The sequence below is a fragment of the Streptomyces sp. NPDC050085 genome, from assembly GCF_044460595.1.
In the GTDB taxonomy this organism is placed as follows: Bacteria; Actinomycetota; Actinomycetes; order Streptomycetales; family Streptomycetaceae; genus Streptomyces.
In genome coordinates this window covers 1,797,054-1,824,050 of sequence record NZ_JBITJZ010000001.1, presented here as the reverse complement: position 1 = coordinate 1,824,050, position 26,997 = coordinate 1,797,054, and the positions used below count along the sequence as shown (strand labels likewise).

Annotated in this window: 24 protein-coding genes; 17 read left to right on the top strand and 7 right to left on the bottom strand. The window is 71.4% G+C overall.

Annotated features, from left to right (window positions below):
* Positions 1-2: 2 nt before the first annotated feature.
* The 4 genes from ACIBUY_RS07845 (at position 3) to ACIBUY_RS07830 (ending at position 5,412) form a co-directional block, all read left to right on the top strand.
* Complete coding sequence (locus ACIBUY_RS07845; protein ID WP_365576952.1) at positions 3-2,822, top strand: GNAT family N-acetyltransferase; 2,820 nt, start codon at positions 3-5, stop codon at positions 2,820-2,822.
* A gap of 73 nt (positions 2,823-2,895) precedes the next feature.
* On the top strand, positions 2,896-3,492 hold the full coding sequence (locus tag ACIBUY_RS07840; RefSeq protein ID WP_365576950.1) for a DUF5998 family protein: 597 nt from the start codon (positions 2,896-2,898) through the stop codon (positions 3,490-3,492).
* A complete protein-coding gene (locus ACIBUY_RS07835; RefSeq protein WP_365576948.1) occupies positions 3,492-4,679 on the top strand; it encodes a nucleotide pyrophosphatase/phosphodiesterase family protein in 1,188 nt (395 codons plus the stop codon). The genes ACIBUY_RS07840 and ACIBUY_RS07835 overlap by 1 nt, the downstream gene beginning before the upstream one ends.
* Positions 4,680-4,761: 82 nt before the next feature.
* On the top strand, positions 4,762-5,412 hold the full coding sequence (locus ACIBUY_RS07830) for a thymidine kinase (protein WP_399152098.1): 651 nt from the start codon (positions 4,762-4,764) through the stop codon (positions 5,410-5,412).
* Positions 5,413-5,420: 8 nt separating this feature from the next.
* Here ACIBUY_RS07830 and ACIBUY_RS07825 read toward each other — a convergent pair whose 3' ends face one another.
* Positions 5,421-5,972, bottom strand: coding sequence for a hypothetical protein (locus tag ACIBUY_RS07825; protein WP_365566555.1), 552 nt, complete (start codon positions 5,970-5,972; stop codon positions 5,421-5,423).
* 169 nt (positions 5,973-6,141) lie between these two features.
* On the opposite strand from ACIBUY_RS07825, the gene ACIBUY_RS07820 reads away from it, so the two are divergent.
* The gene (locus ACIBUY_RS07820; RefSeq protein ID WP_399152097.1) at positions 6,142-9,453 is read left to right on the top strand and encodes an AfsR/SARP family transcriptional regulator; all 3,312 of its coding nucleotides are present in this window, start codon (positions 6,142-6,144) and stop codon (positions 9,451-9,453) included.
* A gap of 81 nt (positions 9,454-9,534) precedes the next feature.
* Here the strand turns inward: ACIBUY_RS07820 and ACIBUY_RS07815 are convergent, their stop codons facing one another.
* Positions 9,535-10,308, bottom strand: a complete 774-nt coding sequence (locus ACIBUY_RS07815; protein WP_365566553.1) for a VOC family protein — start codon at positions 10,306-10,308, stop codon at positions 9,535-9,537.
* 287 nt (positions 10,309-10,595) lie between these two features.
* Between ACIBUY_RS07815 and ACIBUY_RS07810 the strand changes: the two genes are divergently transcribed.
* Positions 10,596-11,462: a sulfurtransferase gene (locus tag ACIBUY_RS07810; protein WP_399152096.1), complete on the top strand. Its 867-nt coding sequence runs from the start codon at positions 10,596-10,598 to the stop codon at positions 11,460-11,462.
* Positions 11,463-11,532: 70 nt separating this feature from the next.
* On the opposite strand, the gene sepH is transcribed toward ACIBUY_RS07810, so the two are convergent.
* A complete protein-coding gene (sepH, locus tag ACIBUY_RS07805; RefSeq protein WP_365566551.1) occupies positions 11,533-12,615 on the bottom strand; it encodes a septation protein SepH in 1,083 nt (360 codons plus the stop codon).
* A 531-nt stretch (positions 12,616-13,146) separates the two neighbouring features.
* Here sepH and ACIBUY_RS07800 point away from each other — a divergent pair.
* A complete protein-coding gene (locus ACIBUY_RS07800; RefSeq protein ID WP_399152095.1) occupies positions 13,147-14,337 on the top strand; it encodes a hypothetical protein in 1,191 nt (396 codons plus the stop codon).
* Between the two features lie 20 nt (positions 14,338-14,357).
* On the opposite strand, the gene ACIBUY_RS07795 is transcribed toward ACIBUY_RS07800, so the two are convergent.
* Together ACIBUY_RS07795 and ACIBUY_RS07790 are read right to left on the bottom strand one after the other, a co-directional pair.
* Positions 14,358-15,686 (bottom strand): D-arabinono-1,4-lactone oxidase, encoded by a 1,329-nt coding sequence (locus ACIBUY_RS07795; protein WP_365566549.1) that lies wholly within the window; start codon positions 15,684-15,686, stop codon positions 14,358-14,360.
* Positions 15,637-16,887 (bottom strand): MFS transporter, encoded by a 1,251-nt coding sequence (locus ACIBUY_RS07790; protein WP_365566548.1) that lies wholly within the window; start codon positions 16,885-16,887, stop codon positions 15,637-15,639. The genes ACIBUY_RS07795 and ACIBUY_RS07790 overlap by 50 nt, the downstream gene beginning before the upstream one ends.
* A gap of 110 nt (positions 16,888-16,997) precedes the next feature.
* Here ACIBUY_RS07790 and ACIBUY_RS07785 point away from each other — a divergent pair, with 110 nt between their 5' ends.
* A complete protein-coding gene (locus ACIBUY_RS07785) occupies positions 16,998-18,146 on the top strand; it encodes a ferrochelatase (RefSeq protein ID WP_399152094.1) in 1,149 nt (382 codons plus the stop codon).
* Between the two features lie 11 nt (positions 18,147-18,157).
* Positions 18,158-18,955: an inositol monophosphatase family protein gene (locus tag ACIBUY_RS07780; protein WP_365566546.1), complete on the top strand. Its 798-nt coding sequence runs from the start codon at positions 18,158-18,160 to the stop codon at positions 18,953-18,955.
* Between the two features lie 86 nt (positions 18,956-19,041).
* On the opposite strand, the gene ACIBUY_RS07775 is transcribed toward ACIBUY_RS07780, so the two are convergent.
* The gene (locus ACIBUY_RS07775; RefSeq protein WP_365566545.1) at positions 19,042-19,215 is read right to left on the bottom strand and encodes a hypothetical protein; all 174 of its coding nucleotides are present in this window, start codon (positions 19,213-19,215) and stop codon (positions 19,042-19,044) included.
* 327 nt (positions 19,216-19,542) lie between these two features.
* Between ACIBUY_RS07775 and ACIBUY_RS07770 the strand changes: the two genes are divergently transcribed.
* The 4 genes from ACIBUY_RS07770 to ACIBUY_RS07755 all read left to right on the top strand — a co-directional run bounded on the left by ACIBUY_RS07770 (position 19,543) and on the right by ACIBUY_RS07755 (position 23,154).
* Positions 19,543-20,196, top strand: coding sequence for a response regulator transcription factor (locus ACIBUY_RS07770; protein WP_111662538.1), 654 nt, complete (start codon positions 19,543-19,545; stop codon positions 20,194-20,196).
* Positions 20,197-20,203: 7 nt separating this feature from the next.
* Complete coding sequence (locus ACIBUY_RS07765) at positions 20,204-21,448, top strand: HAMP domain-containing sensor histidine kinase (protein WP_365566544.1); 1,245 nt, start codon at positions 20,204-20,206, stop codon at positions 21,446-21,448.
* Between the two features lie 427 nt (positions 21,449-21,875).
* On the top strand, positions 21,876-22,172 hold the full coding sequence (locus ACIBUY_RS07760; protein ID WP_018535993.1) for a DUF4193 domain-containing protein: 297 nt from the start codon (positions 21,876-21,878) through the stop codon (positions 22,170-22,172).
* 13 nt (positions 22,173-22,185) lie between these two features.
* On the top strand, positions 22,186-23,154 hold the full coding sequence (locus ACIBUY_RS07755) for a hypothetical protein (RefSeq protein ID WP_399152093.1): 969 nt from the start codon (positions 22,186-22,188) through the stop codon (positions 23,152-23,154).
* A gap of 1 nt (position 23,155) precedes the next feature.
* Here the strand turns inward: ACIBUY_RS07755 and ACIBUY_RS07750 are convergent, their stop codons facing one another.
* Positions 23,156-23,602: a DUF3093 domain-containing protein gene (locus ACIBUY_RS07750; protein WP_399152092.1), complete on the bottom strand. Its 447-nt coding sequence runs from the start codon at positions 23,600-23,602 to the stop codon at positions 23,156-23,158.
* Positions 23,603-23,660: 58 nt separating this feature from the next.
* On the opposite strand from ACIBUY_RS07750, the gene ACIBUY_RS07745 reads away from it, so the two are divergent.
* The 4 genes from ACIBUY_RS07745 (at position 23,661) to ACIBUY_RS07730 (ending at position 26,961) form a co-directional block, all read left to right on the top strand.
* Positions 23,661-24,245 (top strand): PaaI family thioesterase, encoded by a 585-nt coding sequence (locus ACIBUY_RS07745; protein ID WP_365566541.1) that lies wholly within the window; start codon positions 23,661-23,663, stop codon positions 24,243-24,245.
* On the top strand, positions 24,242-24,784 hold the full coding sequence (gene dut, locus ACIBUY_RS07740) for a dUTP diphosphatase (RefSeq protein ID WP_365566540.1): 543 nt from the start codon (positions 24,242-24,244) through the stop codon (positions 24,782-24,784). The genes ACIBUY_RS07745 and dut overlap by 4 nt, the downstream gene beginning before the upstream one ends.
* Before the next feature lies 1 nt (position 24,785).
* Complete coding sequence (locus ACIBUY_RS07735) at positions 24,786-25,559, top strand: DUF3710 domain-containing protein (protein ID WP_365566539.1); 774 nt, start codon at positions 24,786-24,788, stop codon at positions 25,557-25,559.
* 181 nt (positions 25,560-25,740) lie between these two features.
* Positions 25,741-26,961, top strand: a complete 1,221-nt coding sequence (locus ACIBUY_RS07730; protein ID WP_365566538.1) for an alginate lyase family protein — start codon at positions 25,741-25,743, stop codon at positions 26,959-26,961.
* The last annotated feature ends 36 nt before the right edge of the window (positions 26,962-26,997 follow it).

Below are 26,997 nucleotides of genomic sequence, written 5' to 3'. Positions count from 1 at the left end.
GCATGGAGACCCCGTCGGACCGGCACGCCTACCCCGCCCACTGGGAGGCCGACGTGGTGCTGCGCGACGGCGGCACCGCGCGGATCAGGCCCATCACCACCGAGGACGCCGAGCGCCTGACCAGCTTCTACGAGCAGGTCTCGGACGAGTCGAAGTACTACCGCTTCTTCGCGCCCTACCCGCGTCTGTCCGACAAGGACGTCCACCGCTTCACCCATCACGACTACGTCGACCGGGTCGGGCTCGCCGCCACCATCGGCGGCGAGTTCATCGCGACCGTCCGCTACGACCGTATCGACCCCCAAGGCAGGCCCGCCTCCGCGCCCGCCGACGAGGCCGAGGTCGCCTTCCTCGTGCAGGACGCCCACCAGGGGCGCGGCGTCGCATCCGCACTCCTGGAGCACATCGCGGCCGTCGCCCGGGAGCGCGACATCCGCCGGTTCGCCGCCGAGGTACTGCCCGCCAACACCAAGATGATCAAGGTGTTCACGGACGCCGGGTACACCCAGAAGCGCAGCTTCGAGGACGGCGTGGTCCGCCTGGAGTTCGACCTGGAGCCCACCGAGGCGTCCCTCGCGGTGCAGCGCGCCCGCGAGCAGCGCGCCGAGGCCCGTTCCGTGCACCGCATCCTCGCGCCGGGCTCGGTCGCCGTGATCGGTGCCGGGCGTACGCCCGGCGGGGTGGGCCGCAGCGTTCTCCACAACGTGAAGGACGCGGGTTTCACAGGCCGCCTGTATGCCGTGAACCAGTCCTTCCCCGAGGACCTGACCGAGCTCGACGGCGTCCCGGCGCACCGCTCCGTGCGCGACATCGACCCGGCCGAGCCCGTCGACCTGGCCGTCGTCGCCGTGCCCGCGCCGAAGGTGCCCGAGGTCGTCGCCGAGTGCGGGGAGCGCGGCGTACAGGGACTGGTCGTCGTCTCCGCCGGATACGCCGAGAGCGGGTCCGAGGGCCGCGAGCGCCAGCGCGAACTGGTGCGCCAGGCCCGCACCTACGGGATGCGCATCGTCGGGCCGAACGCGTTCGGGGTGGTCAACACCTCACCAGAAGTACGGCTCAACGCCTCGCTCGCCCCCGAGATGCCGCGCCCCGGCCGCATCGGCCTGTTCGCCCAATCGGGCGCCATCGGCATCGCCCTCCTGTCCCGGCTGCACCGCAGGGGCGGGGGAGTCACCGGAGTCACCGGCGTCTCCACGTTCGTCTCCGCGGGCAACCGCGCGGACGTCTCCGGCAACGACGTCCTTCAGTACTGGTACGACGACCCGGACACCGACGTCGCCCTCATGTACCTCGAATCCATCGGCAACCCGCGCAAGTTCACCCGCCTCGCCCGCCGCACGGCCGCAGCCAAGCCCCTGGTCGTCGTCCAAGGAGCCCGGCACAGCGGCATCGCCCCCACCGGGCACGCCGTCCGCGCCACGCGTCTGCCGTACGCCACGGTGTCCGCACTGCTGCGCCAGGCCGGCGTCATCCGGGTCGAGACCATCACCGAACTCGTCGACACCGGACTCCTGCTGGCCCGCCAGCCGCTCCCCGCGGGCCCCCGCGTCGCCATCCTCGGCAACTCGGAGTCCCTCGGCCTGCTCACCTACGACGTGTGCCTGTCCGAAGGGCTGCGGCCCAAGACGCCCCGGGACCTCACCACGGCCGCCTCCGCGGCGGAGTTCCGGGCCGCCCTCGAAGAGGCGCTCGCCGACGACAAGACCGACTCCGTCGTGGTCACCGCCATACCGGCCGTGGGCGAGTTCACCGCACGGGACGCGGACCTGGCCGCGGCGCTGAGCGCGGCCGCCGCGACCGCGCCCACGAAGCCCGTGCTCGTCGTCCACGTGGAGCTGGGCGGCCTCGCCGAGGCACTGTCCGCGGCGGCCAGCACCGGGCCCAACGCGCGGGGCGCGCAGGCACCCCGCCCGGCTCCCGAGACGACCGAGCTCCCCGAAGGCACCCCGCGCCTCATCCCCGCCTACCCCGCTGCCGAGCGTGCCGTCCGCGCGCTCTCCGAAGTCGTGAAGTACGCCCAGTGGCGGCGCGACGCGGCCGAGCCAGGCAAGGTGCCCGAGTACGAGGCGATCGACGAGTCGGGGGCCGCCGCCCTCATCGCCGAACTCCTCGCCGGTCAGGACGAGCCGCGCGGCATCGAGCTCTCCCCGGACGACGCCCTCGCGCTCCTGTCCCGCTATGGCATCGAGGTACGCCGGACGCTGCCCGCACCCGACGCCGACCGGGCCGCCGAGGCCGCGCGCACCCTCGGCTACCCCGTCGCCCTCAAGACGACGGCCCCGCACCTGCGCCACCGCGCGGACCTCGGCGGCGTACGGCTCGACCTCGCCGACGAGACCGACCTGCGACGTGCCTACGAAGAGCTGACCGAGCAGCTCGGCAAGCCCGCCGAGCTGCGCCCCGTCGTCCAGTCGATGGCACCGCGCGGCGTCGACACCGTCGTGCGGGCCGTCATCGACCCGGCCGCGGGCGCGGTGCTCTCCTTCGGCCTGGCCGGCGCCGCGTCCGAACTGCTCGGCGACACCGCGCACCGCCTGATCCCGGTCACCGACCAGGACGCGCAGGGGATCATCCGTTCCATCAAGACGGCACCGCTCCTGTTCGGCTGGCGCGGTGCCGCCCCCGTCGACACGCCCGCGCTCGAGGAGCTGTTGCAGCGCGTGTCCCGCCTGGTCGACGACCACCCCGAGGTCGTCGGCGTCTCCCTGGAACCGGTCGTCGTCGCCGACCACGGCCTGACCGTGCTCGGCGCGTCCGTCCGGCTCGCGCCACCACCCGCCCGGGACGACCTCGGCCCGCGCACCCTGCCCGTCGCGTACTGACCCGAGCAGTGCGCAAAGCCCCTCACGGAGAGTTATCCACAGGGGCAACGGCCGCCTCTCCCCGGGCCTTAGGATGGACCCCATGGCCAAGACCAGTACGACGACCCAAGGGCTGCGAGCGGCGATCGAGCGCAGCGGCTACTACCCGGCCCTCGTGGCCGAGGCGGTGGAGGCCGCGGTCGGCGGCGAGCCCATCTCGTCGTACCTCGTGCACCAGGAGACCACGTTCGATGCGAACGAGGTCCGTCGTCATGTCACCGTCCTGGTCCTGACCGACACCCGCTTCATCGTCAGCCACACCGACGAGCAGGCGGCCGACACCACGTCCCCGACGCCGTACGCGACGACGTCCACGGAGTCCGTGAAGCTCGACCGCATCTCCTCGGTCGTGCTCAGCCGCGTCGTCGCCAATCCGGAGAAGTACGTTCCGGGCACGCTGCCGCGCGAGGTCGTCCTCACCATCGGCTGGGGCGCCGTCTCCCGCATCGACCTGGAGCCCGCGGCCTGCGGCGACCCCAACTGCGAGGCGGACCACGGGTACACGGGCAGTTCGACCGCCGACGACCTGAGTCTGCGTGTCAGCGAGGCGGGCGACGGTCCGGAGACCGTGCGCCAGGCCCTCGCCTTCGCGCAGGCCCTTTCCGAAGCCACCGCGGACGCAGGGCGCTGATGACGCAGGCCGCCTGGGACGACGTAGAGCCGCTGCCCGTCCACTCCGCTCCCGTCCCGGCGTACGGCACCGGATCCCTCGCGGACCTGCTGCCCACTCTCGGCGCCCACCTCGGCGTCCCCGACTGCACGCCCACGATCGAGGAGCTCGCCCCCGTCGACCGGGCCTGTGTCTTCCTGATCGACGGCCTCGGCTGGGAGCAGTTGAAGGCGCACCCCGACGAGGCGCCCTTCCTCAGTTCCCTCATAGCCTCCTCGCGCGGTGGCACGGGACGCCCGATCACCGCGGGCTACCCGGCGACCACCGCGACCTCCCTCGCCTCGGTCGGCACCGGCCTGCCGCCCGGCGCCCACGGCCTGCCCGGATACACCGTGCGCAACCCGGCCACCGGCGAGCTGATGAACCAGCTCCGCTGGAACCCGTGGACGAGCCCGCGCCCCTGGCAGCCGTATCCGACGATCTTCCAGCGCGCCCACGAGGCCGGGGTCCGCACCGCCCAGGTGTCCGCCCCCGCCTTCGAGTCGACACCGCTCACCAAGATCGCCCTCAGCGGCGGCACGTTCTACGGCCGCCTCTCCGGCGAGGACCGGATGGACCTGGCCGCTGAGCAACTGGCAGCGGGGGACCGGTCGTTGGTCTACACGTACTACAGCGAGGTCGACGGCAAGGGCCACCGCTTCGGTGTCGACTCCGACGCCTGGCGCGGCCAGCTCATGTACGTCGACCGTCTCGCCCAGCGCCTCGCCGAGCAACTCCCGCCGCGCAGCGCCCTGTACGTGACCGCCGACCACGGCATGGTCGACATCCCCTTCGACGAGCAGTCCCGCATCGACTTCGACGAGGACTGGGAACTGCGCGCGGGAGTGGCCCTGTTGGGCGGCGAGGGCCGTGCGCGACACGTGTACGCGGTGCCGGGCGCCCAGGGTGACGTACTGACCGTGTGGCGCGAGGTCCTCGGCGAGCAGTTCTGGATCGCGAGCCGTGACGAGGCGATCGAGGCCGGCTGGTTCGGCCCGACGGTCGACCAGCGGGTGTACGAGCGGCTCGGCGACGTCATCGCCGCCGCCCGCGACGACGTGGTCATCATCGCCTCGCGGACCGAGCCGAAGGAGTCCCTGATGGTGGGCAACCACGGCTCCATGACCCCGGCGGAACAGCTCGTACCGCTTCTCGAAGTACGTTCCTGACCTCAGGTTCCTGAGCCGTACGTTCCTGAACCTCCGCCGCGAAACTCCCCTGTCGCGCAACCCGAAAGGTGCTCAACTCCCCATGCCCGAGCTGGCCTTCTTCTCCGGCACGATGGACTGTGGAAAGTCGACTCTGGCCCTGCAGATCGTCCACAACCGGTCGGCCCGCGGCCTGCAGAGCGTGATCTTCACGCGGGACGACCGGGCCGGCGAGGGCAAGTTGTCGTCGCGTCTGGGGCTGGTCACCGAAGCGGTGGAGGCGACGCCCGCGCTCGACCTCTACGGGTTCGTGGTGGACTGCGTCACGCGTGGTGGCAAGGTCGACTACGTGATCGTCGACGAGGCGCAGTTCCTGCTGCCGGAGCAGATCGACCAGTTGGCGCGGATCGTGGACGACCTGGACCTCGACGTCTTCGCCTTCGGCATCACCACGGACTTCCGCACGAAGCTCTTCCCCGGCTCGCAGCGGCTGATCGAGTTGGCGGACCGGGTGGAGACGCTGCAGGTCGAGGCGATGTGCTGGTGCGGGGCGCGGGCCACGCACAACGCCCGCACCGTGGGGGCCGAGATGGTCGTCGAGGGCGAGCAGGTCGTGGTCGGTGACGTCAACACGGCCGTGGAGATCGTCGGTTACGAGGTGCTGTGCCGACGGCACCACCGCAAGCGGATGACCAGCGCGTCCGCGCGAGCCGCGGCCCTGTCGCCCGACGTGCTGCCGGTGACGTCGGCCTGACACCGGTATCAGGTTCGGTACTCGCGGATCAGCGGGTGGGGCTGTCCCTCCAGCCAGAGCCGGTTGTCGGGGTCGACGTGCCGGCCGAGCCTTTCCGGCTGGCCGCGCAGGTACGCGACCGCTGCGGCCGTCAGACGGACCCGGCCCGGGCCGATGCGGGTGACGCCGTCGGTCTCGGCACGTGCGGCGAGCCGGGCGGCGTGGCGGCGGGGGAGGTCGACGGTGTACGTGGCAGTGGAGCCCGCGGCCAGTTCCATGGCCTGCAGGACGTCGCCGTAGCGGGCGTGCCCGACGACGGCGCGCACGGCCGCGTCGGAGCTGGGCAGGCCCGAGTCGACCTGGTCGCAGGCGAAGATCCGGCCGGGGCGGGCGCGTGCGTAGGCGAACCAGGTTCCCGTGCGGGAGGGAAGCACGTAGCCGATCGGGTAGCCGCCGGGCAGGCCGTCGCGCACGCACACGTACGTGATCTCGGCGGCGTCGCTGCGCTCTTGGGTGAGGTGGAGCCCGCGCTGCTTCAGCAGCGCCACGAGGGGCTGGTGCTGGTCGACGACAGTCGTCATGTGGTGGTCCTTGTCCGAGATCCGGCATCGTCCGGCCTTCGAGCCCGGGGCTCGAAGGTGGCGGCGGCCGTTCCCCGGCGCCGGCCGCCGCACTTGCACACCCTTGCGCGAGGCGCTGCAATACTCATGAAATTTCGATGATGCGCATGGTGAGGCGGGGGCTTCGGGGATGGGCGTGGGATCTCGGCTGCGGCTCGCGGTACTCGGTCCGGTCCGGGCCTGGCGCGAGGAAGCGCCCCTGTCCCTCGGGCCGGTGCGGCAACAGGCGGTGCTGGCCGCCCTCACCCTGCGCCCCGGGCTGCTGGTCAGCCGCGAGCACCTGCTCGACGCGGTCTGGGGCGACAGGCCGCCCGCGTCCGGCCACAAGGTGCTGCCCAGTTACGTCTACGGGTTGCGCAGGTCGCTCGACGTGCCGGGGGTCGGCCCCGCCGGCTCCGTGATCCGCGGCGAGCGGGGCGGGTACCGGTTCGTCGGGGACGGCCTGTGGCTCGACGCGGCCGAGTTCGCCGAGCGGTCCGCCGCCGCCCGGCGTGCCAAGGCGGCGGGCGACATCACCGGCGCGACGGCCCAACTGGTGGACGCGCTCGGCCTGTTCACCGGCGAACCGCTGACCGGGCTGCCGGGACCGTACGCGGCCACCGAGCGGCAGCGGCTGCTCCAACTCCTGCGCACGGCCCGGCTCGAACGGATCGACTGCCTGGTGCTGCTCGGCCGGTACGCCGGGGCCCTCGACGAACTCGCGGCGTCGGCCGCGCCGGATCCGTACGACGAGTCCCTGCTGGCCCTGCGCATGCGGGCGCTGTACGGCTGCGGACGACAGGCCGAGGCCCTCACCGCGTACGACGAGATGCGCGTACGGCTGCGGGACGAACTCGGGGTCGATCCGGGCGAGGAACTGCGCCGCGTCCACGAAGCGGTGCTGCACCAGGACGAGGCGGGCCTCGGACAGGCGTCGGCCCCTGCCGCGGCTCCGGGGGCACCGGCGGCTCCGCAGCGCGACAGCAGCCGTATCGCCCCGGCCGAACTGCCCCACACCACACCGGGATTCACCGGCCGGGTGCACGAACTCGCCTCGCTGGACGCGATGTTGACCCCCTTCGCGCCCTCCGCCGAGGCGTCGAACACCGTCGTCATCTCCGCGATCGGCGGTGCCGCCGGCATCGGGAAGACCGCACTCGCCGTCTGCTGGGCACAGCGCGTGCGGGGCCGTTTCCCGGACGGCCAGGTGTACGTGAACCTGCACGGGTTCGACCACGAGCGGCCCCCGATCAAGCCCGGCGAAGCCCTTGAGCTGCTGCTGCGCAGCCTCGGCGTCGAGGCGTCGCAGATCCCCGCGGGCGAGGAGGCGCAGGCCCGCATGTACCGCACGCTGGTCGCCGACCGGCGTCTGCTGGTGCTGCTCGACAACGCCGCGTCGGCCGAGCAGGTGCGCCCGCTGTTGCCGGGGGCCGCGTCCTGCCGCACCGTCGTCACCAGCCGCAACCGACTCGCCGACCTGGTGGCCAGGGACGGGGCGCAGGCGCTGCAACTCGACGTGCTGTCACCGGCGGAGGCCCGGGACCTCCTCGGTGAAGTGCTCGGCGCCGACCGGCTTGCGGGCCGGACCCACGTGGCCGACGAGCTGGTCCGGCTGTGCGGCGCCCTTCCGCTGGCGCTGCGGGTGGCCGCCGCGCGACTGGTGGCCGATCCCGGCCTCGGCGTGGCCGATCTCGTCGACGAACTGTCCACCGGTGGACGGCTCGAGGCGCTGGAGACCGAGAGTGACGCGCCTTCGCCGCTGCGGCTGGCCTTCTCCGTGTCGTACCGCGTGCTGACCCCCGAGGCGCGCCGGCTGTTCCGGCTGCTCGGGCTGTTCCCCGGGCCGGAGTTCACCGCACAGGTCGCGGCCGCCCTGCTCGCGGTCCCGCCGACGCGGGCGCGGCGGCTGCTCGGGGTGCTGGCCGCGGCCCACCTGCTCGATCCGGCGGGCGCGGGCCGCTACCGCTTCCACGACCTCCTGCGCGAGTACGCCTGGGAGTGCGCGCGGGCGGAGGAGACGGCAGGCGACCGTGAGGCCGCGCTGGAACGGGTCCTGATCTGGTACGTGCACGCCACGCGCGCCGCGGCGGGCACCTGGTACTTCCCGGAACTCCCCGACGCGCTCGACCGGGGCGAGCAGCAGGGGCTGCCGTCCGCGGCCGACGCCGGCCGGTGGCTGGAGGCGGAGCGGGCGAACCTGCTCGCGGTGATCGACCACGCGAATCAGCAGGGCCCGCACCTCGTCGCCGCGCACCTGGTGTCCCCGCTGCTCGGCTACTGCTGGCTGCATCTGTCGCGGGCGACCTGGGAGGCCCTGGCGCACCGGTCCCTGGAAGTGGCCACGGCCCAGGGGGACTTGCGCGGCGAAGGCGTCATGCGCAGCATCCTCGCCATCACCCAGTGGGACCAGGGGCAGCCGGGCAGGGCGATGGAGCACTGCACCCGAGTGCTGGACATCAGCCGCGAACTTCACTGGCCGGCGGCGGAGGCCATGTCCCTGGGCGTCAGCGGTTACGTGGACTGGAGCACGGGCCGCCTGGTGCGCGCGCACGAGCGGTTGACGGCCGGTCTGCGGATCACCGACGACATCGGGAACCACTACTTCGCGGCCTTCGGGCTGCTCGGTCTCGGGATGGCCTCCCGCGACCTGGGCCGGCTGCGCGAGGCAGCGGGCCACCTGGAGCGGGTCATCAGCCTGAACGCGCAGGTGAGTTGGTGGGACGACAGCCTGTCGCTGCAAGTCCTCGGCGGGGTCTACTGGGAGCTCGGCCGCTTCGCCGACGGCCTGGAGATGCTGGCGCCCAAGGTGGCCGCCGACGCCGAGGGCGGATACCGCAACGGCCGCGTGATGATGCTCGACGCCGCCGCGAAGATCAACGTCGATCTCGGCCGCCACGAGGAGGCACTGGCCCTGACGGAACGGGCCTTCTCCATGTTCCGGGACCCCGGGCGCCCCTGGATCCACTCCGGCCTGCTCAACACGGTCGCGTCCGTCCACCGCGACCTGTCCCGGTTCGACGCCGCACTCAGAGCCGACACCGAGGCCCTGGCGCTCGCCCGGCAGGCACGGTTCCGCCGGGCCGAAGCGGACAGCCTGACGGGCCTGGCGCTCACGCACCAGTGCCGCGGCCGCCACGACGAGGCGCGCCAAGTCGCCGAACAGGCGCTGGAGTTGGCCCGCAAGCACGGATTCCGGGTGGTGGAAGGGCGGGCCCTGACCGTACTGAGCGACGTGGCGAGGTGCGATGCGCAGGACGCCGCGGCCCGTGCGCTCGGCGAGGCCGCCCTGGCCGCACACCGCGCAACAGGCCACCGACTGGGCGAGGCCCGCACCCTGGCCGTCCTCGCCGAGGTGCGACGCGGCACGGACCCCGAGGCGGCCAAGGTCCTGCGCAAACAGGCAGCGGCCGTCCTCTCGGGACTCGGGGTGCCCGCGGAGACGTATCGGGACGCGACCGGATGACCGCCGACGGGCGGCACACGTCATCAACTCCCGCGCCCCGAGCACCCCTTGCCCGGACCTGCCCTGCCCTGACCCGGACCGTCAGCCGTGCGACGCCACCAGCGCGAACTGCGCTCCTTCGGGGTCCGCCACCGTCGCCACCCGGCCGTGCGAGCCGTCCCGGGCCGGCTTGATCGCGTGACCGCCCAGATCGGCGACCCGCTCCACCGCCTCGTCGACGTCCGCGACCTCGAAGTACGTCATCCAGTGCGGGCCGCGATCGCGTGGCAGCGCGTGCCCGACGCCCTGCACGGAGGCGACCGGACGGCCCTCCAGGAGCAGCGTCAGACAGTCGAAGTCGGCGGATACGACGGGCTCTTCCGCGTAGCCGAACACCGCCTGGTAGAACTTGCCGACGCTCGCGGTCTCCCGCGTCACCAGTTCGTTCCACGCCACCGCGCCCGGTACGCCGGTGACCGCCATGCCGAGGTGCTCCGCCGCCTGCCAGATGCCGAACACCGCGCCCGTGGGGTCGGAGCAGATCGCCATCCGGCCGGCCTCGCCCGCGTCCAGCGGCCCGACGCCCACCGTGCCGCCGCAGTGCCGCACGGTCTCGGACGTCGCGTCCACGTCGTCCGAGGCCAGATACGGGGTCCAGGCGATCCGCAGATGGTGGTCGGGCGGCAGCTGGCCGATGCCCGCCACCTCCTGGCCGTCGAGGAGGGCCCGCGCGTACGGGCCGAGCTGCTGCGGTCCGGGCCTGAACTCCCAGCCGAACAGCGCCCCGTAGAACTCCTGGGTGGCGGCCATGTCGTGCACCATCAGGCTCACCCAGCAGGGTGTGCCCGGTACGCGCCGGGCTGCTGCCTCGGTCATCGTCACTCTCTCCTCGGACTCCTCAGACCAGAACCCTCGGGGCCCCGCTCGGGATCCCATGTGTCGCATCTCTGTGTCGCATCGCGCCCGTGCTGATGGTGGCACTCCGTGCCGCGCGGCGCTGCCTGACCGCGCCGAAACCGCCGGGCTCCTCGCAGAGGATGCCCGAATCGGTGTTTCGCAGGCGTTGCCGCGCCATGACCCGGCCGTGTCCGGCCGGTCGACGCTCGGTAGTCGATCGAGCACGCTATCCGAACGGGGACGCGCGGGCCAGACCATGAGCAAGGATGGCCCTCATGAATGCCATCATCACCGCATCCGAACTTGCGAGCGAGTTGGCGGGGGAGAACCCGCCGGTCCTGCTCGACATCCGCTGGCAGCTCAGTGTCGCGAAGGCCGCGGGGGCACCCGCGTTCGACGGCCGAGCGGAGTATGCGGCAGGTCATCTCCCGGGCGCCGTCTTCATCGACCTCGACAAGGAACTCGCAGGTCACGCGGGTCCGGGCGAGGGCCGGCACCCCCTGCCCGAGCTGGCGGACTTCGGTGCCGCGATGCGCGCCGCGGGCGTCTCGGCGGACCGGGACGTCGTTGTGTACGACGGCGGTCAGGGCTGGGCCGCGGCCCGCGCATGGTGGCTGCTGCGCTGGACGGGGCACCCGTCCGTGCGGGTCCTCGACGGGGGTCTCGCCACCTGGGACGGCGCCCTCGAGACCGGGATCCCGTCGCCGCGGCCCGGAACCTTCGACCCTGCACCCCGTGCCACCGGCCTCCTTGACGCGGACGCGGCGGCCGCCCTGGCCCGCTCCGGCCTGCTCCTGGACGCCCGCGCCGCCGAGCGCTACCGGGGCGACGTGGAGCCGATCGACCGGGTCGGCGGCCACATCCCGGGCGCGGTCTCGGCGCCGACCACGGAGAACGTCGGGCCCGACGGCCGGTTCCGCCCGGCCGCCGAACTCGCGGACCGCTTCACGTCCCTCGGCGCGACCGGCGAGCCGGACCAGGTCGGCGTCTACTGCGGCTCGGGCGTCTCCGGAGCCCACGAGGTCCTGGCGCTCGCGGTGGCGGGCATCGACGCCCAGCTCTACGTCGGCTCGTGGTCGCAGTGGTCCGCGGACGAGTCGCGCCCCGTGGCGACGGGCCCGGACCCGCAGTAGCCGTTCTCCTGTACGTAGGTGGGGCCCGCGCCGATCATCGGCGCGGGCCCCACCTACGTACGACTGGCGTCTAGTCCTGCTTCTTGCGACGCGTACCGAAGACGATCTCGTCCCAGCTCGGCACCGCGGCCCGCCGCCCGGGACGGACCCCGTCGGCCTCGGCCTGGCGGTCGGTGGTGCCGGTGAGGCGGTCACGGTGGCCCGCGACGCTGCGCGGCATGAGCACGTCCGCGTAGGCCGATCCGGCACCGGCCGACGCGGCGGGGGCCGGCGGCTCCTCCACGCCCTCGGCGGCCGCGGGCTGCTCCGGCTCCTCCTGCGGCGGCTCGGGAGCCGTCGTCGGACGGTCGGGCAGCACGAGATCGCCGCGGTAACTGGGCACGGCCTCGAGGAGGCTGGTCAGCGAGTCGCGCTCCGCGGAGGAGGCGATCGCCGGCAGGTTCTCCTCGGGGGCCGGGGGTGCGACCTCCGGCGGCGTCGGACGCTCCAACTGCCGGTCCAGGGCGCGGTCCAGAGGCCGGTCCCTGGGCAGCCGTGCGATGCGCGGCACGAACGGGAACGTGGGCTCGGGCGCACCGATGTCGTCGGACTCGCCGATGAGCGAGCGCGCCTCGTCGTCCACGGCCTGGACGAGCCTGCGGGGCGGGTCGTACGTCCAGCTCGCCGAGTGCGGTTCGCCCGCGACCCGGTAGACGAGCAGGACTTCCCAGGTGCCGTCGTCGCGGCGCCAGGAGTCCCACTGGACGGTTTCCTTGTCGGCGCCGCGCAGCAGGAGTCGCTCCTGCACCGCCTCGCCGAGCTGGGGGCCGGTGTTCTCGCCGGGACGGCGCACGGGGGTCTTCCTGGCCCGCTCGGCCATGAAGGCGCGCTCCGCGAGCACGGGGCCCTCGAAGCGGCGTACACGATCGACCGGGATGCCCGCGAACTGGGCGACCTCCTCGGCGGAGGCACCGGCTCGTATGCGCGCCTGAATGTCGCGCGGGCGGAGGTGGCTCTCCACCTCGATCTCGATCTGGCCGAGACGCGGACGGTCGCCGCGCACGGCGGCGCGGAGGCGCTCGTCGATCGGAAGCGTGTACTCCGTGCTGTCCGCAGCCTTCAGCACCAGCCGTGTGCCGTCGTTAGAGACGGCCACGACACGCAGTTCGGGCATGGGGACCTCCCGGGTGGTGCCTGCCGACGTCACGTGCGTCGCTGCTTCCGCTAGTCGAGTGTGGCCTGCCCGGGTGCAGCCTGCCACAACCTTGCCGAGTTGCCCGGCGTGTCGGGCATCGACCCGAGAGCGCCGTTATGGCACGGTTACCTGTTCGCAACGCTAAGTGACCGAAGTCGTCACCCTGTGCAACGAGCCCCCTCCCGGCGGTCCTGCAAGGCCCCGGGCACCCTGGCGGGAGACCGGACCCAGGGCTCGCAACAGTACTCCATTCGGGCCACTCGCGTGGATCGGCACGCCGCTGAACTTCTCACAGGGGGCGGGAGTTGGGTACGGGGCGCCGTGGCGGCGTGCCCGATTCGCGGGGGACAGACAGGGCGAGACGTGGCGTGCTTCACGGAATCTGCAGAACCGGAACTAAGGACTTCGCCCGTACGTCCCTTTCTCGTGTGACACAGGAAGTTCACGTAGCCTCGGGAGCTTCGCTGTGAAACAGGCGGGGATGTCGAGAAAGGCAGGCAAGGTTCGGAGATGGGCGAGAAGCCGGAAAACTCCAAGGATGGTCAGGAAGAGCCCAAGGAGAAGAAGCGGCTGGATCTGAGCGTGCCCCAGGTGGCGGGCAGCGCGGTCGCCGCCGTCGTGGCCGCGAAGCTCGCCTCCAGTTTCGGCGTCTACGGGACGATCCTGGGTGCGGGCATGGTCAGCGCGCTCGCGACCTGCGGCGGCACCGTCTTCCAGCACTTCTTCAAGCGCACCGGCGAGCAGATACGTGACGTCGCCGTGCAGACGAAGCCCAAGGGGCGCCAGGTTCCCGTCACGGCCGAGGGCCGTCCCGTACCGCGCACCTTCCGCTCGGACGTCTCCATGGACGCCACCAGGGCCATGGTCACCGGTGCCCGGCCGCCCGCCGCGCGGCCCGCGACGAGCGCGCTGCCCACGACCACGACGTGGGGGACGCGGGCGACGGCCGAAGTGCCGCAGGGCGACGAGGAGATGACGCAGCTGCTCGACACGGGAGCGGTGGCCGACCTGCTGCCGGACGAGCCCGACAAGACGCAACTGCTCGGCACGGTCGACCCGGACAGGACTCAGCTCATCGAGCCCGGCGTGCCGCTCGACGCCGACGAGGCCACGCGGGTGCTGCGGCCCGCCACGGACCTGCCGCACCAGGAGCTCCCGGCCGACGAGGAGTTCACCGCCGGGACCGTGCACCGCTCCCGCGTCAAGAGCTGGAAGCGGCCGTTGATCGCCGCCGCCGTCGTGTTCGGCGTGACCATGGGCGGCATCACGACGTACGAGCTGGTGTCGGGGCACAGCTTCAGCGACGGCAACGGCACGACCATCGGAGACGCCTTCAAGGGGCGCAGCTCCTCGTCCGGAGGCGACGGCGAACCCGCGCCCAGTACGTCGCAGCAGCCCTCGGACAGCGGCAGCACCGGTTCCGACAGCGGTACGCAGCAGAACGGCGACGGCTCGTCCACGGACGGGAACACCTCGCCGAGCCCCACGCCCAGCGACAGCAGCAGCACCGGATCCGGCACCGGTACGGGGTCGGGCGACGGCTCCGACTCGGGCTCCGACAGCGGTTCTTCGGACTCCGGGGACGGCAGCTCGACCACCAGCCCGACGCCCACGCCGACCCCGTCGGGGAGCGCGGGATCGGGCGCGGACGGCGGCTCGGGGGCGGGCGCCGACGCGGGGCAGCAGACCCCGGACGAGTAGGCGCGTCCGGCCGGGCGTGCTCAGTCGCCGAGGACCCGGCGCGTGTAGGCGTTGCCGAACAGGCGGTCCGGGTCCAGGCGGTCGCGCAGGGCCGTGAACTCGCCGAAGCGCGGGTACGCCTGCGCGAAGTACTCGGCGTCGCGCGTGTGCACCTTGCCCCAGTGCGGGCGGCCCTCGTGCGCGGTGAAGATCGACTCCGCGGCTGTGAAGTACCGCTGGTACGGCGTCCCCTTGTACATGTGGACCGCGATGTAGGCACTGTCGCGACCGGAGGCCGTGGACAGCGTGATGTCGTCGGCGGGGGCGGTGCGGACCTCCACGGGGAAGCTGATCCGCAGGTCCGAGCGGTCCACCATGGACTTCAGCTCGCGCAGCGTCTCCACCAGGGCCGCACGCGGAACCGCGTACTCCATCTCCACGAAGCGCACCCGGCGCGGAGATGTGAAGACCTTGTAGGGAATGTCGGTGTACGTCCGGGCCGACAGCGCCTTGCTGGAGACCTTGGCGATCGCCGGGATCGTGGCGGGCACGGCCCGGCCGATCGAATTGACCACCTGGAACAGGCCGTTGGAGAGCAGCTCGTCCTCGACGAAGCCGCTGATCCGCGACACCGGGGCCTCGGGGCCCGCGCTGCGGTTGTTGCGCTTGGTGTTGCAGTTGCCGGTGTGCGGGAACCAGTAGAACTCGAAGTGCTCGTTCTCCGCGTACAGCTCGTCGAAGTCCGCGAGCACCTTGCCGAAGGTCATCGGCTCCTCGCGCGCGGTCAGCAGGAAGATCGGCTCCACGGCGAAGGTGATCGCCGTGACGATGCCGAGCGCGCCCAGGCCGATCCGGGCGGCCGCGAAGACCTCCGGGTTCTCCTTCTCCGAGCAGGTGATCAGCTCACCGCTCGCCGTGACCAGCTCAAGTCCCTTGATCTGCGCGGCGATGGAGGCCGAGTCGCGGCCCGTGCCGTGGGTGCCGGTGCTGGTGGCGCCCGAGACGGTCTGCTCCATGATGTCGCCCATGTTCGTGAGCGACAGGCCCTCGCGGGCCAGGACCGTATTGAGTCGCTTGAGCGGGGTGCCGGCCTCGACGGTGACCGTGCCGTTGTCCCGGTCAATGGTGCGGATGCCGGTCAACAGTTGAGGGCGTATCAACACGCCGTCGGTCGCGGCGGCCGCAGTGAAGGAGTGGCCCGTGCCGACGGCCTTCACCTTCAGGCCGTCCTGTGCCGCCCTGCGCACGGCCGCCGTCAGTTCCTCGACGGACGCGGGCGTCACCTCGCGCACCGGGCGGGAGGTGACGTTCCCCGCCCAGTTACGCCATGTTTCGCTGCTCTTCGTGCTGCCCGTCTGCGCCGTGCTCATGAGTAGTTCCTCCCCGCTGCGGAACCGGCTGCTTCAGCCGGCGGTAGCCGAGGACCGCGATCACGACCGCGACGGCACCGGCCACTCCCGGTACCCCGTACCCGGCCTTCGCACCGGCGGCGTCGATGACCCAGCCGGACACGGAGGAACCGAGCGCGACACCGGCCGTGAGTCCGGTGCTCACCCAGGTCATGCCCTCGGTCAGTTTCGCGCGTGGTACGTGCTGCTCGACGAGAGCCATGGTCGTGATCATCGTCGGTGCGATGGACAGGCCCGCAACGAAGAGCGCCACGGCCAGGAACGGCAGGTTCCCGACCAGTTGGAGGGGGATCATACTCACGGCCATCGCGACGACACCCACCAGCCACCTGCGCGCGGGTGCGCCCTTGAAGTGCAGCAGGCCGAACAGGGCGCCCGCGACGCAGGACCCGGCCGCGTACACGGCGAGCACCACGCTCGCCCACGACTTGTGCCCCTGGTCCTCCGCGAAGGCCACCGTGACGACGTCGACCGCACCGAAGATCGTGCCCGTCGCCACGAAGGTCGCCACCAGAACCTGCAACCCGCGCGCGCGGAGCGCCGATCCGCCGCCGTGCTGGGTGCGCGGGTGCGGCGGCGGTTCCGTGGCGCGCTGCGCGGTCAGCCAGAAGACGCCCACCGCGAGGAAACAGCCCGCAAGGAGGGGGCCCGCCTCCGGGAACCACGCCGTGGACAGGCCGATCGAGATGATCGGCCCGAAGATGAAGCAGATCTCGTCGACGACGGACTCGAAGGAGTACGCCGTGTGCAGCTGCGGGGTGTCCCGGTACAGGACCGCCCACCGCGAGCGGATCATCGAGCCCACGCTCGGGACGCAGCCGATGAACGCGGCGCACACGAACAGTGCCCAGTCGGCAGCCTCGTACTTCGCGCACAGCAGCATCCCGGTGACCGCGGCCAGCGAGACCAGCGTGGCCGGGCGCAGCACGCGGCGCTGGCCGTACTGGTCGACCAGACGCGAGATCTGCGGCCCGATCACCGCCGCGGACAGCGCCACCGTCGCCGACAGGGCGCCCGCGAGGCCGTAGCGCCCCGTCAGCTGGGAGACCATCGTGACGATGCCGATGCCCATCATCGACAGGGGCATCCGGCCCAGGAACCCGGCCACCGAGAAGCTCTTGGTGCCGGGCAGGGCGAAAATGGCGCGGTAGGGGCTGGGCAACTCGACGACTCCGGTAAGGAATGAACGCGGCCGATACAGCTTACGCGTGTCATGCGCGCGGTGGCATGGCGGTTTTCCGCCTGTCAGTGCCGGGTGGCAGGATCGAAGACATGCCCGACGTGCACGCTGCCGGCCACGACGCCCGGCCCTACGACGCCCTGCTGCTGCTCTCCTTCGGCGGCCCCGAGGGCCCCGACGACGTCGTCCCGTTCCTGGAGAACGTGACGCGGGGCCGCGGCATCCCCAAGGAGCGCCTCAAGGAAGTGGGGCAGCACTACTTCCGGTTCGGCGGGGTCAGCCCCATCAACGATCAGAACAGGGCACTGCTCGACGCCCTGCGCAAGGACTTCGCCGAGCACGGTCTCGACCTGCCGGTGTACTGGGGCAACAGGAACTGGGCGCCGTACCTGACGGACACGCTGCGCGAGATGGTCACCGAGGGCCACCGCCGCATCCTGGTCCTCGCCACGAGCGCGTACGCCTCGTACTCGGGCTGCCGCCAGTACCGCGAGAACCTGGCGGAGTCGCTGGCCACTCTCGAGGCCGAGGGCCTGGAGCCGCCGACGATCGACAAGCTGCGCCACTACTTCAACCACCCGGGCTTCGTGCGGCCCATGGTGGACGGCGTCCTGGAGTCCCTCGCGGACCTCCCCGAGGACGCCAGGGCCGGCGCCCACATCGCCTTCACCACGCACTCCATCCCGACCGCCGCGGCCGACGCCTCGGGGCCCGTCGAGGACCACGGCGACGGCGGAGCGTACGTGAAGCAGCACCTGGACGTCGCGCGGCTGATCGCCGACGCCGTGCGCGAGGAGACCGGCGTCGAGCACCCCTGGCAGCTCGTCTACCAGTCGCGTTCCGGCGCCCCGCACATCCCGTGGCTGGAGCCCGACATCTGCGACCACCTGGAGGAGCAGAAGTCCGCCGGGGTTCCCGCCGTCGTCATGGCGCCCATCGGTTTCGTCTCCGACCACATGGAGGTCCTGTACGACCTCGACACGGAGGCCACGGCGAAGGCCGAGGAGATCGGCCTTCCGGTGCGCCGCTCCGCCACCGTGGGCGCCGATCCGCGCTTCGCCGCCGCCGTACGGGAGTTGGTCCTGGAGCGGGCCGCGCGCGAGAGCGGCCGCGCCGCAGAGGGAGCCGCCCCCTGCGCCCTCGGCGCGCTCGGTGCGAGCCACGACCTGTGCCCGGTGGGCTGCTGCCCGGCACGCGCCCTCAAGCCCGCTGCCGCGGGCGCCGACAGCCCGTACGCGTAAAGGAAGCCGACATGACCGATCTCAAGGCCGAGCTTCTCGACGTCGCCCTGGAGGCGGCCGCGCGCGCGGGTGCCTTCCTGCGCGACGCGCGCCCCGCCGACCTCGGCGTCGCCGCCACCAAGTCCAGCGCGGTCGACGTCGTCACCGAGATGGACATCGCGTCCGAGAAGCTGATCACGGACTACCTGTCGGAGCGCCGCCCCGACGACGGCGTGCTCGGCGAGGAGGGCGCCTCCAGGGAGGGCACGAGCGGCGTCGAGTGGGTCATCGACCCCATCGACGGAACGGTCAACTACCTGTACGGCAGGCCCGATTGGTCGGTCTCCATCGCGGCACGCAAGGACGGCGAGACCGTCGTCGGCGTCGTCGCGGCACCGATGCGCGGCGAGACGTACCGCGCCGTCCTGGGGGAGGGCGCCTACGTGAACGAGCGCCCTGCCCACGCGCGCGTGGCACCCCCGTTCGCCCAGGCCCTCGTCGGTACGGGGTTCGGCTACCTGGAGGCGCGCAGGGCCCATCAGGCCGAAGTCGTACGGGAGTTGGTGCCGAAGGTGCGCGACATCCGGCGCGGCGGCTCGGCCGCCATCGACCTGTGCGACGTGGCCCTCGGCCGCATGGACGCGTACTACGAACGCGGACTCAACCCCTGGGACTTCGCGGCCGGCGACCTCATCGCGCGCGAAGCGGGCGCCCTGACCGGCGGCCGCCCCGGCGAGCCCGTCTCGCCCGAGCTGACGATCGCCGCGCCCCCCGGCCTCTTCGAGCCACTGCAGAAGTGGCTGGAAGAGCTCGGCGCCTGGCACGACTGAGCCCGGCGCAGAAGAAGGCGCACACGAAAGGGCCCCGGCGCCCGCCTGGATCGAACCAGGCGCCGGGGCCCTTCCTCGTGCTCGGGTCAGACGCTCGTGGCGTGAACCTCCACGCCGTGCTCGGCGGCCAGGCGGTGGAGGTCGTCCAGCTCGCCCTGCTCGACCTCGGCAAGGAAGTCGTCGCCGCTCTCGCGCGCCCGCGTGAGGTCGGTCTCGGCCGCCCTTATGCGCTGGAGCAGTCCTGCGGTGAATGCGTCCATGGTTGCGCCCCCTCGTCCTGGGTCGTGGGTCGGTGGCACGGGGGTGTGCCCGGTGGAAGGGGCGATCACGTCTCGAGCCGACTGAGGGTCGACAGCGGCTCGTGGCATGCCACATACAAAGCGTGATCGCGGGTGTAAAGCCGTCCTCCCCCCGCTCCCTTCCACGGAAACCTCAACCCCCGGGAAAACTGCGGCATTCCCCCGACGCCTCGCCGCCTTACAGCCGGTTTATGGCCGAAAGGGGCAGGATGGAGGCCCACACCCCATGAACGGACCTGCCCGCGCGCCCGAACGTGCCCGCGGGTGGCCAGAGGAAGGACAAGCGACGTGCGCGTACTCGTCGTCGAGGACGAGCAGCTGCTCGCCGATGCGGTGGCCACCGGACTGCGCCGGGAGGCCATGGCCGTCGACGTCGTGTACGACGGCGCGGCCGCCCTCGAGCGCATCGGCGTGAACGACTACGACGTGGTCGTCCTCGACCGCGACCTCCCGCTCGTGCACGGCGACGACGTCGCCCGCAAGATCGTCGAGCTGGGCATGTCCACCCGCATCCTCATGCTGACCGCCTCGGGCGACGTCAGCGACCGCGTGGAGGGCCTGGAGCTGGGGGCGGACGACTACCTCCCCAAGCCCTTCGCGTTCAGCGAGCTGACGGCCCGTGTCCGAGCCCTCGGACGTCGTACGAGCGTGCCGCTGCCGCCCGTCCTGGAGCGCGCCGGCATCAAGCTCGACCCGAACCGCCGCGAGGTGTTCCGCGACGGCAAGGAGATCCAGCTCGCGCCCAAGGAGTTCGCCGTCCTGGAGGTGCTGCTGCGCAGCGAGGGCGCCGTCGTCTCCGCGGAGCAGCTCCTGGAGAAGGCCTGGGACGAGAACACGGACCCGTTCACCAACGTCGTGCGCGTCACCGTCATGACCCTGCGCCGCAAGCTCGGCGAGCCCGCGGTCATCGTGACGGTGCCCGGCTCCGGCTACCGGATCTGAGCCCTCCATGGCCGCCGCACCAGCGCCGCCCAAGGCGCCACCGAAGCCGACCTGGAAGCCGGGAGGGCCGGTCGAACCGCCCTTCCCCTGGCTGCGCCCCACCATCCGCATACGGCTCACGCTGCTCTACGGCGGCATGTTCCTCATCGCGGGCATCCTGCTGCTGTCGATCATCTATCTGCTCGCGGCCCAGGCCCTGAACGTAGGCAGCGAGCTGCCGTTCAAGATCGTCGAGGGCAAGGTCGCCAGCACCATCTGCAACAACATCCCGGACGGTTCGCAGCTGTCGGCCGGCGAGCTGAACGACGCACTGAGCAAGTGCGTCAACGACCAGCGTCAGCACGCCCTGGACGTGTTGCTGAGCCGTTCGCTGATGGCCCTGCTCGGCCTCGCGATCATCGCCTTCGCGTTCGGGTACGCGATGGCGGGCCGCGTCCTGTCCCCGCTCGGCCGCATCACGCGCACCGCGCGCCGCGTGGCCGGCACGGACCTCTCGCGCCGCATCGAGCTGGACGGCCCCGACGACGAGCTCAAGGAGCTGTCGGACACCTTCGACGAGATGCTCGACCGCCTGGAGCGCGCGTTCACGGCACAGCAGCGCTTCGTCGGCAATGCCTCGCACGAGCTGCGCACCCCGCTCGCCATCAACCGCACACTCCTGGAGGTTCACCTCTCGGATCCCGGAGCCCCGGTCGAGTTGCAGCAGCTCGGCAAGACGCTGCTTGCCACGAACGAGCGAAGCGAACAGCTGGTGGAGGGCCTGCTGCTGCTCGCCCGCAGCGACAACCAGATCGTCGAGCGCAAGCCCGTGAACCTGGCGGAGGTCGCCTCCCAGGCGATCGACCAGGCCAGGTCCGAGGCCGACGAGAAGAGCGTCGAGATCCGCGGCGAGCGCAAGGAAGCGGTCGTCCAGGGCAACGGCGTGCTGCTCGAGCGCATCGCGCTGAACCTCGTACAGAACGCGATTCGGTACAACGTGCCGGAGGGCGGCTGGGTCGAGGTCGACACCGAGGCGCAGCACGGCCAGGCGGTCCTGGTCGTGGCCAACACGGGCCCCGTGGTGCCCGCGTACGAGATCGACAACCTCTTCGAGCCGTTCCGGCGGCTGCGGACCGAGCGCACCGGCAGCGACAAGGGCGTGGGTCTCGGCCTGTCCATCGCGCGGTCGGTGGCGCGGGCCCACGGCGGCCGGATCACCGCCGAGCCGCGTGAGGGGGGTGGGCTCGTGATGCGGGTCACCCTGCCGATCTAGACGGGTTCGACGTGCACGGCGCGTACGGATCTGACATGCTTCCGCCGACGCGCTGAGGAGTTCGCTTTTAGCGGAATTTTCGGGACCTGTGCCCGGGAAGATCGTGTGTGATCGATCACATGGGCGAATTTCCGGCCATCTACTCTCCGTGATCGCAATAGTCGTGCGAAAGCCGGGAAAGTCCGGGTTTTCGGGCAGCTTGATCACGGGAAGTACACGGGGTGGCGCCCGTGCAGTGCGGCAATCGGACCGTGTACGGTCCCGTTCGCCACCCAAGCCGATCACTCATGAGGAGTCGGGTTGGGTGTCGATTGAGTAACAGACCTTGATGTGAGGCAAAATCTCCGCCTCAGGTCGGGCACAAGTCCGGCCTCTCATGCGTTACGTGCGCTGAGACACCGCAGACACCCAGAGGGGGAGAGGCGACATGGCAACGGACTACGACACTCCACGCAAGACCGATGACGACCTCAATGAGGACAGCATCGAAGAACTGAAGTCCCGGCGGAACGACAAGTCCGCGTCGAACGTGGACGTGGACGAGTTCGAGGCGGCGGAAGGCCTGGAACTTCCGGGCGCCGACCTCTCGAACGAGGAGCTCGCCGTTCGCGTCCTGCCCAAGCAGCAGGACGAGTTCACCTGCATGAGCTGCTTCCTGGTGCACCACCGCAGCCAGCTCGCGCGGGAGAAGAACGGCCAGCCGATCTGCCGCGACTGCGACTGAGGCAGGGTCGGGCATGACCGGCTCGACCCCGCCCTGGAAGCGCCGCCCCCGCATCAAGCGACGGGGGGCGGAGCAAGGCCCGTCGAAGGCCGTGCGTGACGACGACGAGCGAGGCTCTTCCACCAGTGAAGACGCCTCGCTCGAGGCGTCGCGAGAGCACGACGTGACGGGCGAGCCGACGGCGGCCGGCGTCGTGGATCTGCGCGACGCCGACGCGGTCGGCACACCGGACACCACGGCCGACGGGGCGCCGCCGGCCAAGCGCCGCGTGGCCGCGGTCAAGGACGGCGTCCGCAGAAGCGGCAGCGCCGCGAAATCGGGGATGGTCAAGAGCGGCAACGCGGCGAGAGCCGGCGTCGGCTACCTCGCCGACCGGATCATCGAGAACGCGCCACGGGTGCCCGTACGGGACCTCGCGGCCCTGCGGCGGCAGTTCCCGGGCCTGGGGCCCGAGCAGCTCGCGGACAAGCTGGTCGCCGGAGCGGCGGCCGCCACCTCCACGGTGGGCGCCGGAGTCGGTGCGGCCGCGATGCTGCCCGTACCGCCCGCAATGCCCACGGAGCTGGCGGCGGAGATCACCGGTGTCGCCGCGATCGAGCTGAAGCTGATCGCCGAGCTGCACGAGGTCTACGGGGTCAGGCCCACGGGCACCCTCAAGGACCGCAGCACCGTGTATCTGACCTCGTGGTCGCAGGAGCGCGGCATCGACGTGTCGAAGCCGTCGACGATAAACGCGGCGCTGGGCGGCCAGATGAAGCGCGAGCTGCGCCAGCAGATCATGAAGCGCATGGTGCGCAACCTGCCGACGCTGATGCCGTTCCTGGTGGGCGCGGCGGTCGGGGCCGCGATGAACCGCAGAGACACCAAGAAGCTGGCCGAGCGGGTGCGGGGGGACCTGCGCCGCTTCCAGGTGCCGTGGGACGCCCTGCCGGATCTGCCGCCGCTGGACGCGCCCAAGGACCCCCTGGAGCTCGAGCACTGAGTCAGGCGCCGAGAGCCTTTGCCAAAGCTTCAGGTTCGCGCGTCGACAGGTAGACGTACGGGGTCGGGTCCGTGGGATCGGTGATCTCCGCGCGGATCGCCGTCGGCACGTAGCTGCGCAGCAGCATGAAGGCGCGCGGATCGGCCTTGTACGTACGCCAGGCGCGCGCCTCTTCGGCGTCCAGGATCTCCACGGTGCCCAGGGCCGACAGCGGGATCTTCGCGTCCCCCGCCACCAGCGATCCCGCCACGACGCGGATCCGGATCGAGCCGTACTGGCTGGTGACCACGGCCGCGACGAGCAGGCCGCCGACGAAGCCGCCGAGCAGTGGGAGCGTGCCGAAGGGCAGCAGGATCAGACCGCAGGCGACGCCCACCAGGAACGTGACGAGCCACCACGAACGGGGTGCGGTGAGGCGTTCTTCGTAAGGCGTCGTCGAGAGCTCCATGCGGACAAGCTTGGCACGATGCGTGGCCCCATAGGACTCGCGGGTAAGGTCTGCGCCTGTGAGTGGTACTTCAGCAGCTCTGACGCCCCCGGCCGACGCCATAGCGCCGGTGCGGCACCCCGACGCTCCCGCCCCCGGCGAGCTTCTCGGCGCGCACTACGGACACTGTTTCGGCTGCGGCGGCGAGCAGCCGCACGGGCTGCACCTGGAGGCGCGGGCCGGTGACGGGGTGCGTGTCACCGCCGAGTTCACCGTGCGGGCCGCCCACCAGGGCGCACCCGGGCTCGCGCACGGCGGCATCCTCGCCACCGCGCTCGACGAGACGCTCGGCTCGCTGAACTGGCTGATCCAGACCATCGCCGTGACCGGGCGGCTCGAGACGGACTTCGTGCGACCGGTGCCGGTCGACACCGTGCTGCACCTGTCGGCCGAGATCACCGCCGTCGCCGGGCGCAAGATCTACTCGACCGCCACCGGCCGGATCGGCGGCCCCGACGGGCCCGTCGCCGTCCGCGCCGACGCCCTCTTCATCGAGGTCAAGGTCGACCACTTCATCGACAACGGCCGCCCGCAGGAGATCCGGGCAGCCATGAGCGACCCGGACCAGATCCGGCGCGCCCGTGCCTTCGAGGTGAACCCGTGAACCAGCCACTGGATGTGCTCGTCCGCCGCGTCGACCCCGATGTACCGCTGCCCGCGTATGCGCACCCGGGCGACGCGGGCGCGGACCTGCGGACCACGGAGGCGTGCGAACTGGCCCCCGGCGAGCGGGTCGTTCTGCCCACCGGGGTGTCTGTCGCGCTGCCCGAGGGGTACGCGGCCTTCGTGCATCCGCGATCCGGTCTCGCCGCACGCTGCGGTGTCGCCCTGGTGAATGCCCCAGGGACGGTGGATGCCGGGTACCGTGGGGAGATCAAGGTGATCGTGGTGAATCTCGACCCGCGCGAGAGTGTGCGGTTCGAGCGCTTCGACCGGATTGCCCAACTGGTCGTCCAGCAGGTCGAGAAGGTCCGTTTCCATGAGGTCGCGGAGCTTCCCGACTCGGCTCGGGCCGAGGGGGGCTTCGGGTCCACCGGCGGGCATGCCTCTGTGGGCGTCGCTGCCGGTGGCGGCGAGGACGTAGACGGTCAAAAGGGTGGGAATCGATACGCTTCGGTCGTATCCGACCGGGAAGGACAGTGACGTGTTCGGACGTCGCAAGAAGAACAGCTCCGCTGACGACGCAGTGGACGCGGCGGGCGAGGCCGAGCAGGTCGTCGACGGTGTCGACACCGATGCGGAGGACCAGGGCGAGTCGGAGCGTGTCCGGCTCGAGCCCGAGCCGCGTCCCGACGGTCCCTGGGACTCCACCGAGGTCCGTGAGCCGGCCGAGGGCCGTGTGGACCTGGGCGGACTCTTCGTCCCCGGTGTGGAGGGCATGGAGCTGCGCGTGGAGGTCGCGGGCGACGCGATCGTCGCCGCGACCGTCGTCCTCCAGGACAGCGCGGTCCAGCTGCAGGCCTTCGCCGCCCCCAAGAAGGAGGGCATCTGGGGCGAGGTCCGCGAGGAGATCGCCACGGGCATCACTCAGCAGGGTGGTGTGATCGACGAGGTCGAGGGCCCGCTCGGCTGGGAGCTGCGGGCCCAGGTGCCGGTGCAGCTGCCGGACGGCACGGGCGGGTTCCAGGTCGTGCGCTTCATCGGTGTGGACGGACCTCGCTGGTTCCTGCGCGGTGTGATCTCGGGCCAGGGCGCGGTGCAGCCGCAGGCCGCCGGTCTGCTCGAGCAGATCTTCCGGGACACGGTCGTGGTGCGTGGCGAGGGTCCGATGGCCCCGCGCGACCCGATCGTCCTCAAGCTCCCGGACGACGCGCAGATGGTCGCCGAGGGTGGCCAGATCGACGGCGAAGAGGGCTCGCGCTTCTCCGGTGGCATGGGGCAGCTGGCCCGTGGTCCGGAGATCACCGAGGTTCGCTGACGCGGTTTTCCGTACGTGGCCGGGGCCGCGCATCCACCGGGATGCGCGGCCCCGGCCTTTGTCGTGCCGGGCCTCAACTGCCGTTCTTTCTTCAGGTATTGACGGAGGCCTGGTCCGTACCTAGGGTCACCGGCCAGCGCCGTAGTTCACATCGGCGCCTCACGTTCATATACGAGAACGGATGGCCCCCACCATGCAGGCTCGTCACAGAAGATCGCGCACCGCCCTGCTTGCCACCCTCGCGACCACCGTCACCGCCCTGGTCGCCGGCGTCGTCACCTGGCCAGGCGCCGACCGCGCCGAGGCCGCGCCCGCCACGTTCGCCCACCCCGGAGTCACCGTCTCCAAGGGGCAGTTGGACTTCGCCAAGGCCAAGGTCGACGCCGGGGCCCAGCCCTGGAAGGGCGCCTTCGACCAGATGATGGCGAGCAGGTACGCCGATCTGAACCGCACGCCCAAGCCCCGCGCCACCGTCGAGTGCGGCTCGTACTCCAACCCCAACTACGGTTGCACCGACGAGCGCGAGGACGCGATAGCCGCGTACACCGACGCGCTCGCCTGGTACTTCACGCGCGACGCGCGGTACGCGCAGAAGTCGATCGCGCTCATGGACGCCTGGTCCGGCACGATCAAGGAGCACACCAACAGCAACGCACCGCTGCAGACCGGCTGGGCGGGCTCCTCCTGGCCCAAGGCCGCCGAGATCATCAAGTACACGTACACCGGCGGCTGGGCGAACGAGAGCCGCTTCAAGACGATGCTGCGCGACGTCTACCTGCCGAAGGTCATCAACGGCTCGAACTCCAACGGCAATTGGGAACTGTCGATGATGGAGGCGGCCGTCGGCATCTCCGTCTTCCTCGAGGACAAGGCCTCGTACGACAAGGCGATGGCCAAGTTCCGGACGCGTACGGCCGCGTACGTCTACCTGTCCTCGGACGGCGCGGTGCCCAAGACCGTGCCGAGCCAGAATCTGGATACGACGGCGAAGATCGTCAACTATTGGCAAGGTCAGTCAACGTTCGTGACGGGGTTGACGCAGGAGACGTGCAGGGACCTCACGCACACCGGATACGGCATCTCCGCCATCTCGCACATCGCCGAGACCAGCCGCATCCAGGGGCAGGACCTCTACGGCACGGACGTCGGCGAGCGGCTGCGGCAGGCGCTCGGCTTCCAGTCGAAGTACGAGCTCGGCGAGGCGCCGCCGAGCTGGCTGTGCGGCGGCAGCGTCAACCGGGGGCTCGGACCGGTCACCGAGGTCGGCTACAACGCGCTGCACACCCGCCTGGGCACCGCCATGACCAACACCCAGAAGCTGACCGAGCAGCAGCGGCCTGCGGGCTCCAACAACCTGTTCGTCGCCTGGGAGACCCTCACCCACGCGGAGAACCCCAGCTGAGCTGACGGGAAGGTCCCCGCGCGGCGTCTTCCCCGA

Bases quoted from the DNA above. Each gene is read 5' to 3' on its own strand.
- ACIBUY_RS07845 (WP_365576952.1), top strand. From the start codon at position 3: ATGGAGACCCCGTCGGACCGGCACGCCTACCCCGCCCACTGGGAGGCC.
- ACIBUY_RS07840 (WP_365576950.1), top strand. From the start codon at position 2,896: ATGGACCCCATGGCCAAGACCAGTACGACGACCCAAGGGCTGCGAGCG.
- ACIBUY_RS07835 (WP_365576948.1), top strand. From the start codon at position 3,492: ATGACGCAGGCCGCCTGGGACGACGTAGAGCCGCTGCCCGTCCACTCC.
- ACIBUY_RS07830 (WP_399152098.1), top strand. From the start codon at position 4,762: ATGCCCGAGCTGGCCTTCTTCTCCGGCACGATGGACTGTGGAAAGTCG.
- ACIBUY_RS07825 (WP_365566555.1), bottom strand. From the start codon at position 5,972: ATGACGACTGTCGTCGACCAGCACCAGCCCCTCGTGGCGCTGCTGAAG.
- ACIBUY_RS07820 (WP_399152097.1), top strand. From the start codon at position 6,142: ATGGGCGTGGGATCTCGGCTGCGGCTCGCGGTACTCGGTCCGGTCCGG.
- ACIBUY_RS07815 (WP_365566553.1), bottom strand. From the start codon at position 10,308: ATGACCGAGGCAGCAGCCCGGCGCGTACCGGGCACACCCTGCTGGGTG.
- ACIBUY_RS07810 (WP_399152096.1), top strand. From the start codon at position 10,596: ATGGCCCTCATGAATGCCATCATCACCGCATCCGAACTTGCGAGCGAG.
- sepH (WP_365566551.1), bottom strand. From the start codon at position 12,615: ATGCCCGAACTGCGTGTCGTGGCCGTCTCTAACGACGGCACACGGCTG.
- ACIBUY_RS07800 (WP_399152095.1), top strand. From the start codon at position 13,147: ATGGGCGAGAAGCCGGAAAACTCCAAGGATGGTCAGGAAGAGCCCAAG.
- ACIBUY_RS07795 (WP_365566549.1), bottom strand. From the start codon at position 15,686: ATGAGCACGGCGCAGACGGGCAGCACGAAGAGCAGCGAAACATGGCGT.
- ACIBUY_RS07785 (WP_399152094.1), top strand. From the start codon at position 16,998: ATGCCCGACGTGCACGCTGCCGGCCACGACGCCCGGCCCTACGACGCC.
- ACIBUY_RS07780 (WP_365566546.1), top strand. From the start codon at position 18,158: ATGACCGATCTCAAGGCCGAGCTTCTCGACGTCGCCCTGGAGGCGGCC.
- ACIBUY_RS07775 (WP_365566545.1), bottom strand. From the start codon at position 19,215: ATGGACGCATTCACCGCAGGACTGCTCCAGCGCATAAGGGCGGCCGAG.
- ACIBUY_RS07765 (WP_365566544.1), top strand. From the start codon at position 20,204: ATGGCCGCCGCACCAGCGCCGCCCAAGGCGCCACCGAAGCCGACCTGG.
- ACIBUY_RS07760 (WP_018535993.1), top strand. From the start codon at position 21,876: ATGGCAACGGACTACGACACTCCACGCAAGACCGATGACGACCTCAAT.
- ACIBUY_RS07755 (WP_399152093.1), top strand. From the start codon at position 22,186: ATGACCGGCTCGACCCCGCCCTGGAAGCGCCGCCCCCGCATCAAGCGA.
- ACIBUY_RS07750 (WP_399152092.1), bottom strand. From the start codon at position 23,602: ATGGAGCTCTCGACGACGCCTTACGAAGAACGCCTCACCGCACCCCGT.
- ACIBUY_RS07730 (WP_365566538.1), top strand. From the start codon at position 25,741: ATGGCCCCCACCATGCAGGCTCGTCACAGAAGATCGCGCACCGCCCTG.